The organism is Paenibacillus sp. FSL L8-0502, assembly GCF_038593055.1.
GTDB classification, from domain to species: domain Bacteria; phylum Bacillota; class Bacilli; order Paenibacillales; family Paenibacillaceae; genus Paenibacillus; species Paenibacillus polymyxa_D.
In genome coordinates this window covers 412,501-420,000 of the sequence record NZ_CP151958.1, presented here as the reverse complement: position 1 = coordinate 420,000, position 7,500 = coordinate 412,501, and the positions used below count along the sequence as shown (strand labels likewise).

Annotated in this window: 4 protein-coding genes, 21 tRNA genes and 2 rRNA genes (2 of these 27 cut by a window edge); 3 read left to right on the top strand and 24 right to left on the bottom strand. The window is 48.9% G+C overall.

Annotation, left to right across the window (positions count from 1 at the left end; all coding sequences use genetic code 11):
* Positions 1 to 230 carry the beginning of a Crp/Fnr family transcriptional regulator gene (locus NSQ57_RS01895; protein ID WP_029516024.1) on the bottom strand. It extends 511 nt beyond the left edge of the window, so only the first 230 of its 741 coding nucleotides appear in the window; its start codon is at positions 228 to 230; its stop codon lies off the left edge, out of view.
* 299 nt (positions 231 to 529) lie between these two features.
* Between NSQ57_RS01895 and NSQ57_RS01890 the strand changes: the two genes are divergently transcribed.
* The 3 genes from NSQ57_RS01890 (at position 530) to NSQ57_RS01880 (ending at position 2,871) form a co-directional block, all read left to right on the top strand.
* Positions 530 to 979, top strand: a complete 450-nt coding sequence (locus NSQ57_RS01890; RefSeq protein ID WP_029516025.1) for a GAF domain-containing protein — start codon at positions 530 to 532, stop codon at positions 977 to 979.
* A gap of 142 nt (positions 980 to 1,121) precedes the next feature.
* Positions 1,122 to 1,775: a response regulator transcription factor gene (locus tag NSQ57_RS01885; RefSeq protein ID WP_342425561.1), complete on the top strand. Its 654-nt coding sequence runs from the start codon at positions 1,122 to 1,124 to the stop codon at positions 1,773 to 1,775.
* Positions 1,768 to 2,871 (top strand): PAS domain-containing protein, encoded by a 1,104-nt coding sequence (locus NSQ57_RS01880; RefSeq protein WP_342425560.1) that lies wholly within the window; start codon positions 1,768 to 1,770, stop codon positions 2,869 to 2,871. The genes NSQ57_RS01885 and NSQ57_RS01880 overlap by 8 nt, the downstream gene beginning before the upstream one ends.
* Before the next feature lie 202 nt (positions 2,872 to 3,073).
* Here the strand turns inward: NSQ57_RS01880 and NSQ57_RS01875 are convergent.
* From NSQ57_RS01875 to NSQ57_RS01765, 23 genes are all read right to left on the bottom strand, one after another.
* Positions 3,074 to 3,144: transfer RNA gene (locus NSQ57_RS01875), tRNA-Gly, on the bottom strand.
* Between the two features lie 9 nt (positions 3,145 to 3,153).
* Positions 3,154 to 3,227 (bottom strand) — tRNA-Pro (locus NSQ57_RS01870).
* Positions 3,228 to 3,249: 22 nt separating this feature from the next.
* A tRNA-Arg gene (locus NSQ57_RS01865) sits at positions 3,250 to 3,326 on the bottom strand.
* A 26-nt stretch (positions 3,327 to 3,352) separates the two neighbouring features.
* Positions 3,353 to 3,423 (bottom strand) — tRNA-Cys (locus tag NSQ57_RS01860).
* Between the two features lie 10 nt (positions 3,424 to 3,433).
* Positions 3,434 to 3,508, bottom strand: a tRNA-Gly gene (locus tag NSQ57_RS01855).
* A gap of 6 nt (positions 3,509 to 3,514) precedes the next feature.
* Positions 3,515 to 3,601 (bottom strand) — tRNA-Leu (locus tag NSQ57_RS01850).
* Positions 3,602 to 3,615: 14 nt separating this feature from the next.
* A tRNA-Lys gene (locus NSQ57_RS01845) sits at positions 3,616 to 3,691 on the bottom strand.
* A gap of 4 nt (positions 3,692 to 3,695) precedes the next feature.
* Positions 3,696 to 3,770 (bottom strand) — tRNA-Gln (locus tag NSQ57_RS01840).
* Positions 3,771 to 3,787: 17 nt separating this feature from the next.
* Positions 3,788 to 3,860 (bottom strand) — tRNA-His (locus tag NSQ57_RS01835).
* 19 nt (positions 3,861 to 3,879) lie between these two features.
* A tRNA-Tyr gene (locus NSQ57_RS01830) sits at positions 3,880 to 3,965 on the bottom strand.
* 4 nt (positions 3,966 to 3,969) lie between these two features.
* Positions 3,970 to 4,045: transfer RNA gene (locus NSQ57_RS01825), tRNA-Thr, on the bottom strand.
* A gap of 26 nt (positions 4,046 to 4,071) precedes the next feature.
* Positions 4,072 to 4,144 (bottom strand) — tRNA-Phe (locus NSQ57_RS01820).
* A gap of 65 nt (positions 4,145 to 4,209) precedes the next feature.
* Positions 4,210 to 4,286 (bottom strand) — tRNA-Asp (locus NSQ57_RS01815).
* A gap of 25 nt (positions 4,287 to 4,311) precedes the next feature.
* Positions 4,312 to 4,385: transfer RNA gene (locus tag NSQ57_RS01810), tRNA-Met, on the bottom strand.
* A 29-nt stretch (positions 4,386 to 4,414) separates the two neighbouring features.
* Positions 4,415 to 4,490, bottom strand: a tRNA-Val gene (locus NSQ57_RS01805).
* A gap of 6 nt (positions 4,491 to 4,496) precedes the next feature.
* A tRNA-Glu gene (locus tag NSQ57_RS01800) sits at positions 4,497 to 4,568 on the bottom strand.
* A 32-nt stretch (positions 4,569 to 4,600) separates the two neighbouring features.
* Positions 4,601 to 4,692, bottom strand: a tRNA-Ser gene (locus NSQ57_RS01795).
* 3 nt (positions 4,693 to 4,695) lie between these two features.
* Positions 4,696 to 4,769, bottom strand: a tRNA-Met gene (locus tag NSQ57_RS01790).
* Between the two features lie 35 nt (positions 4,770 to 4,804).
* Positions 4,805 to 4,880 (bottom strand) — tRNA-Asn (locus NSQ57_RS01785).
* 4 nt (positions 4,881 to 4,884) lie between these two features.
* A tRNA-Ala gene (locus NSQ57_RS01780) sits at positions 4,885 to 4,960 on the bottom strand.
* Positions 4,961 to 4,981: 21 nt separating this feature from the next.
* Positions 4,982 to 5,058 (bottom strand) — tRNA-Ile (locus NSQ57_RS01775).
* A gap of 36 nt (positions 5,059 to 5,094) precedes the next feature.
* Positions 5,095 to 5,211, bottom strand: a 5S ribosomal RNA gene (rrf, locus tag NSQ57_RS01770).
* Positions 5,212 to 5,364: 153 nt separating this feature from the next.
* A 23S ribosomal RNA gene (locus NSQ57_RS01765) occupies positions 5,365 to 7,500 on the bottom strand (it continues 794 nt past the right edge of the window).

Sequence of the window (7,500 nt, the reverse complement as noted above, 5' to 3'; positions counted from 1 at the left end):
AGAATCAGTTCTTTACCATCTTCTGTCGATTTACGAAGTTTGACATGACCTGAATGTATATAATAAAGCTGCTCTGCATCATCGCCCTCTCGGAAAAGCATAACGCCTGCCTTTACCTTCTTCCAGGACATAATATCTTTTAGCAGATCAAAATGCTCATCTGTCAAATAAATCTGAATTCCCGTGCGTTCCGCTTCGTCCCCAAACCGTTCCATACAAGTGGCTTGCATGTTAGCGTCCTCCTCGTGTTTACCTGATATCTATATCATAATGTTTTAACGCCTGGGTTGTTATCGGGAGAACACCTGATTTTATACCTTCCTACTCCCTGATTTGCTGTGATAAATATCACTTCTGAAGTAAGCTAACGCCCCATTTATCGACCATTTCCCTACTCCTTATCCGACCAGATGAAAAGTCAGTGTTTCCTGCGCCTATAGATCAGGGGGTTCCCCGATCTACTTTTGCAACTGTCGAAACTACAATGAACTAGAGATATAGTTTGGTTATGAAAAAGGATGTGTCTTCTATGCTACAAATAACGGATGAAATGCGAAAAGAACTGAACCAGTTGAGAGATACTATTTATGGTGATCTCACTGCCCTTGCATTTATGTCCAAGTCAGGTGGTAAGTTGCATTGGTATTACGCCTCCGGCAGCCGAAGCAATCGCTATCGCCTTATTTCTTTTAAGATTGGCCATGGTATTGCCGGGATGGCTGTTCGCTTGGGACGTACCGTAACTGTAAGTGCTTTGCTATCAGGTAGTATACGTCTGCGTCAGGAATGTGCACTAATGCTGGCCGAGCAGCTTCACTCTGCTGTTGCCATTCCCTTTTCCAGCACAGGGGATCTGCCCAACGGTGTGCTGCTTCTTGGTAATCGTGATGTGAGGATGTTCACAGAGTCTGATATAGCCGAGGCTACTCAAGTCGCTCAACGCCTTAGCCAACTATGTGCTTACCCTCTCACTCCATAGCTCAACAATGTTTCTATAGATAATGAACCTCATCAGATACTTGATATAGCTGTCCCTAACTATCTTTGTTGATTGAAATCCCTAAAATTTGCTATGATTATGACAAAACGTACGGTTTTTTACCGTTCGAGGGGATGACAAATTGATTCGTATACTAGTAGTGGATGATCACGTTGTCGTACGTTCTGGCCTCATGGCCCTATTGGACGGCAAAAACGGTATTAAGGTAGTAGGAGATGCAGCAGACGGGGATGAGGCTATCTGCAAGGCAGTGGAGTTACAACCTCATGTTGTGCTCATGGATTTTAGCATGCCACCTGGCAAAGATGGTCTCACGGCAACCACTGAATTAAAAAAACAGTTGCCCAATACAGAAGTCCTTATTTTAACGATGCATGACGATGAAGAATATCTATTCCGAGCCATTCAGGCTGGAGCATCCGGATATATTTTAAAAAGCGCACCTCACGAGGAGTTACTCGCTGCCATCCAGTCTGTGGCCGAAGGTAGTGCCTATTTGTACCCGAATGCAACCAAACGACTGATGAGTGAATATCTGGACAAAATCAAACAGGAAGGCATAGCCGGACCCTATGAATCCTTGTCTGAGCGGGAGAAAGAGATTCTATCCTGGGTAGCCAAAGGATATGCCAACAAGGAAATTGCCGAGCACCTGGTGATTAGTGTCAAAACCGTAGAGTCCCATAAAAGCAATCTTATGGAGAAGCTTAACTTGAAAACACGACCTGAGCTAGTCAAATTCGCACTAAAAAAGGGGCTGCTCCATTATGAATGAACCTTCTAACCCTTTACTGCAGCATGCCTTTGGTGAATCAACCGATAAACTGCTGAATGATCTGGAAATTTATATACCAGAATCCCCTTTTCTTCATGCGCTGCGTAACTCACTCCACCAATTATCCAATCTGAAATTTGCTCTAGATGCGTCTTCCATCGTTGCTTTGACCGATCATCGAGGTATTATTCAGTACGTAAACGACAAGTTCTGTGAGATTTCGCAATACAGTCGTGAAGAGTTGATCGGTCAGGATCATCGTCTCATTAATTCAGGCTATCATACCCCCGCCTTCATGAAAAATCTGTGGACTACGATCCGTTCAGGTGAGGTATGGCAAGGAGAAATACGTAATCGTGCTAAAGATAACAGCTACTACTGGGTGAATACTACGATCGTTCCGTTTATGGACGAGGAAGGTAAACCCTATCAGTACTTAGCGATCCGCAATGAGGTCACTAAACTGAAGAGAGTAGAAGCTGAACTTCAGTCTATGATGACACAAGTCATGCAAATACAGGAAGAAGAACGTAAACGCTTTTCAAGAGAGCTGCATGATGGGATAGGGCAAAGCTTATTTTCACTTATTATCCAATTGGATAGCCAACTTGCCGAACAACCTAGTGCTACTCTGGAGAATCTTCGTTCGCAGGTGACCGACATCATCAAAGATGTTCGTGGTCTAGCGTGGGAACTTCGTCCCTCAGTTCTGGATGATCTGGGTGTCGTCCCAGCCATAAGAACCTATATTGAAAACTTCTGTTCTCATTACGGGATTGAGGTGCATTTTCAATGCAATCTACGTAAACGGGTTGATATTCGCAAGGAAATTACAATTTATCGGATTGTACAAGAGGCGTTAACGAATGTAGCCAAATACGCAGATGTAGCAGAGGCATATGTCGACGTTGAGGATCAAAATGAAATGATACAAGTGACCATTCGGGATAAAGGCATTGGATTCTCTGGAAAGTCCCAAGGAGAGGGAGTTGGATTGTTCAGTATGGAAGAACGAGCTAGAGGGGTAGGGGGATTTATGAGCATAACCTCTGCTCCAGACGAGGGAACCTCCATCCAGCTGACCATTCCCGTATAAAAACTGTCCACTAGATCGGTTATCGGTGTATGCCAGTTGTATGATCAGAACGATATACACCGATACCGAAGATTATGGATAATCAACACATTGTGGATTACATGAGGATAAATACAAAAAAAGAGAGAGCTCTGTCCCCAGACAGGCTCTCTTTATTTATAAGGTGTCACCACTGAGGCAACAAGAATCCGCTATAGCAAAAAGCGGGTGATGGGAATCGAACCCACGCTACCAGCTTGGAAGGCTGGAGTTCTACCATTGAACTACACCCGCAAAACAGTATCGGGATGACACGATTTGAACATGCGACCCCCTGGTCCCAAACCAGGTGCTCTACCAAGCTGAGCTACATCCCGACATTATACATTTTTTAAGAAATGGCGCGCCCTGAGAGATTCGAACTCCCGGCCTTTTGATTCGTAGTCAAACGCTCTATCCAGCTGAGCTAAGGGCGCATATTAAATTCCATAATGAGTAGTCAAGGCGCCACCCAGATTTGAACTGGGGATGAAGCTTTTGCAGAGCTTTGCCTTACCACTTGGCTATGGCGCCGTATGGATAATGGAGCGGACGACGGGAATCGAACCCGCGACCCTCGCCTTGGCAAGGCGATGCTCTACCGCTGAGCCACGTCCGCAAAATATGGTGCGGTCGAGAGGACTCGAACCTCCACGGGGGTTAGCCCACACGGACCTGAACCGTGCGCGTCTGCCAATTCCGCCACGACCGCAAAATAATTATAAATGGTGAGCCATGAAGGACTCGAACCTTCGACACCCTGATTAAAAGTCAGGTGCTCTACCAACTGAGCTAATGGCTCTTAATGGCTGGGGATATAGGATTTGAACCTATGCATGACGGAGTCAAAGTCCGTTGCCTTACCGCTTGGCTAATCCCCAATAGATTAAGAATAAAGGGCGGCCGATGGGGCTTGAACCCACGAATGCCGGAGTCACAGTCCGGTGCGTTAACCACTTCGCCACGACCGCCATATGATTATGAAAAGACTGGTGGAGGATGATGGATTCGAACCACCGAACCCGTAAGGGAGCAGATTTACAGTCTGATGCGTTTGGCCACTTCGCTAATCCTCCAAAATGGTGCCGGCGAGAGGACTTGAACCCCCAACCTACTGATTACAAGTCAGTTGCTCTACCAGTTGAGCTACACCGGCACATTACTCATTTCCCACTTGAAAGGTGGCTCGGGACGGAATCGAACCGCCGACACGAGGATTTTCAGTCCTCTGCTCTACCGACTGAGCTACCGAGCCATATTTTATTTTATTACTACATCATATAACCGCATTATATATGCCAATTATATATGAAGTTAAAATGGCGGAACTGACGGGATTCGAACCCGCGATCTCCTGCGTGACAGGCAGGCATGTTAGGCCTCTACACCACAGTTCCAGAGGCATTTCCAATAGGAAATTAATTGCGGGGGCAGGATTTGAACCTACGACCTTCGGGTTATGAGCCCGACGAGCTACCGAACTGCTCCACCCCGCGACATTAAAAGGCATTCTCAAATTTTCTTATGGTGGAGGCTGAGGGGATCGAACCCCCGACCCTCTGCTTGTAAGGCAGATGCTCTCCCAGCTGAGCTAAGCCTCCATATTATGACCCGTAGGGGATTCGAACCCCTGTTACCTCCGTGAAAGGGAGGTGTCTTAACCCCTTGACCAACGGGCCTTGCAAAATAAGTTCTGGTCTCAATAAATTGATGGCGGAGAGAGAGGGATTCGAACCCTCGCACCACTTTCGCAGTCTAACCCCTTAGCAGAGGGTCCCCTTATAGCCACTTGGGTATCTCTCCGAGTAGCGGCAGAGGGGATCGAACCCCCGACCTCACGGGTATGAACCGTACGCTCTAGCCAGCTGAGCTACGCCGCCACCTTAATATATAAAATTCAGAAATATTCAAAATATGGCTCCCCGAACAGGACTCGAACCTGTGACAACTCGATTAACAGTCGAGTGCTCTACCAACTGAGCTATCAGGGAATATTGGTGGAGCCAAGCGGGATCGAACCGCTGACCTCCTGCGTGCAAGGCAGGCGCTCTCCCAGCTGAGCTATGGCCCCAATTTTTTGTTATTCTAGAAGTGGTGGGCCTTAGTGGACTCGAACCACCGACCTCACCCTTATCAGGGGTGCGCTCTAACCAGCTGAGCTAAAGGCCCTAACATGTAAAACATTATCATCCTCTAAAGGATATCGCTTGGCGACGTCCTACTCTCCCAGGACCCTGCGGTCCAAGTACCATCGGCGCTGGAGGGCTTAACGGTCGTGTTCGGGATGGGTACGTGTGGAACCCCTCCGCTATCGCCACCAAACATGAATTTGCTACGCAAATTCTTCCGTACGGTTATTCGGCTCACCACTTGTCGTGTGAATGAATAGCCATGCGCTTGTTGTATGTCACTTGTACATACGTTCAAGGTTACACCCTGAAAACTGGATCCGAAACTCATTTGCGTTTTATTTTTTAGGATAAGCCCTCGACCGATTAGTATTGGTCAGCTCCATGCATTACTGCACTTCCACCCCCAACCTATCTACCTCGTCGTCTTCAAGGGGTCTTACTAATTGGGAAATCTCATCTTGAGGGGGGCTTCACGCTTAGATGCTTTCAGCGCTTATCCCTTCCGTACATAGCTACCCAGCGGTGCTCCTGGCGGAACAACTGGTACACCAGCGGTACGTCCATCCCGGTCCTCTCGTACTAAGGACAGCTCCTCTCAAATTTCCTACGCCCACGACAGATAGGGACCGAACTGTCTCACGACGTTCTGAACCCAGCTCGCGTACCGCTTTAATGGGCGAACAGCCCAACCCTTGGGACCTACTTCAGCCCCAGGATGCGATGAGCCGACATCGAGGTGCCAAACCTCCCCGTCGATGTGGACTCTTGGGGGAGATAAGCCTGTTATCCCCAGGGTAGCTTTTATCCGTTGAGCGATGGCCCTTCCATGCGGTACCACCGGATCACTAAGCCCGACTTTCGTCCCTGCTCGACTTGTAGGTCTCGCAGTCAAGCTCCCTTCTGCCTTTGCACTCTTCGAATGATTTCCAACCATTCTGAGGGAACCTTGGGGCGCCTCCGTTACTCTTTAGGAGGCGACCGCCCCAGTCAAACTGCCCACCTGACACTGTCCTCGCACCGGTTTACGGTACCAAGTTAGAACCTAGATACGATCAGGGTGGTATCCCAAGGATGCCTCCCTTCAAGCTGGCGCTCAAAGTTCGACGGCTCCCACCTATCCTGTACAGATCGTACCCAAATTCAATATCAAGCTGCAGTAAAGCTCCATGGGGTCTTTCCGTCTTGTCGCGGGTAACCTGCATCTTCACAGGTATTAAAATTTCACCGGATCTCTCGTTGAGACAGCGCCCAAGTCGTTACGCCATTCGTGCGGGTCAGAATTTACCTGACAAGGAATTTCGCTACCTTAGGACCGTTATAGTTACGGCCGCCGTTTACTGGGGCTTCGGTTCATAGCTTCGCCCCGAAGGGCTTACCACTCCCCTTAACCTTCCAGCACCGGGCAGGCGTCAGCCCGTATACTTCGCCTTGCGGCTTCGCACAGACCTGTGTTTTTGCTAAACAGTCGCTTGGGCCTTTTCACTGCGGCCCCCTCGGGCTATTCACCCTACCGAGGCACCCCTTCTCCCGAAGTTACGGGGTCATTTTGCCGAGTTCCTTAACGAGAGTTCTTCCGCGCGCCTTAGAATTCTCTTCTCGCCTACCTGTGTCGGTTTGCGGTACGGGCACCTTCTCCTGGCTAGAGGCTTTTCTTGGCAGTCTGAGATCATGACCTTCGCTACTACAATTTTCGCTCCCCATCACAGCCCAGCCTTAACGATGTGCGGATTTGCCTACACACCAGCCTCACTGCTTAGACGGACATCCATCAGTCCGCGTCACTACCCTACTGCGTCACCCCATCGCTCATAACGGATTACGGTGGTACAGGAATTTCGACCTGTTGTCCTTCGACTACGCCTATCGGCCTCGCCTTAGGTCCCGACTTACCCTGAGCGGACGAACCTTCCTCAGGAACCCTTAGGCTTTCGGCGGATCTGATTCTCACAGATCTTTTCGTTACTCATACCGGCATTCTCACTTGAATGCAGTCCAGCGCTCCTTACGGTACACCTTCAACCCGCATTCAACGCTCCCCTACCCCTGATGCAAAGCATCAAGCCATAGCTTCGGTGGTGTGTTTAGCCCCGTTACATTTTCGGCGCAGAGTCACTCGACCAGTGAGCTATTACGCACTCTTTCAATGGTGGCTGCTTCTAAGCCAACATCCTGGTTGTCTGTGCAACTCCACATCCTTTCCCACTTAACACACACTTGGGGACCTTAGCTGATGGTCTGGGCTGTTTCCCTTTCGACAATGGATCTTAGCACTCACTGTCTGACTCCCGGAACTAAATCTATGGCATTCGGAGTTTGACTGAGCTTGGTAACCCTTGCGGGCCCCGCACCCAATCAGTGCTCTACCTCCACGATTCTTCTTTCCGAGGCTAGCCCTAAAGCTATTTCGGGGAGAACCAGCTATCTCCGGGTTCGATTGGAATTTCTCCGCTACCCCCACCTCATCCCCGCATTTTTCAAC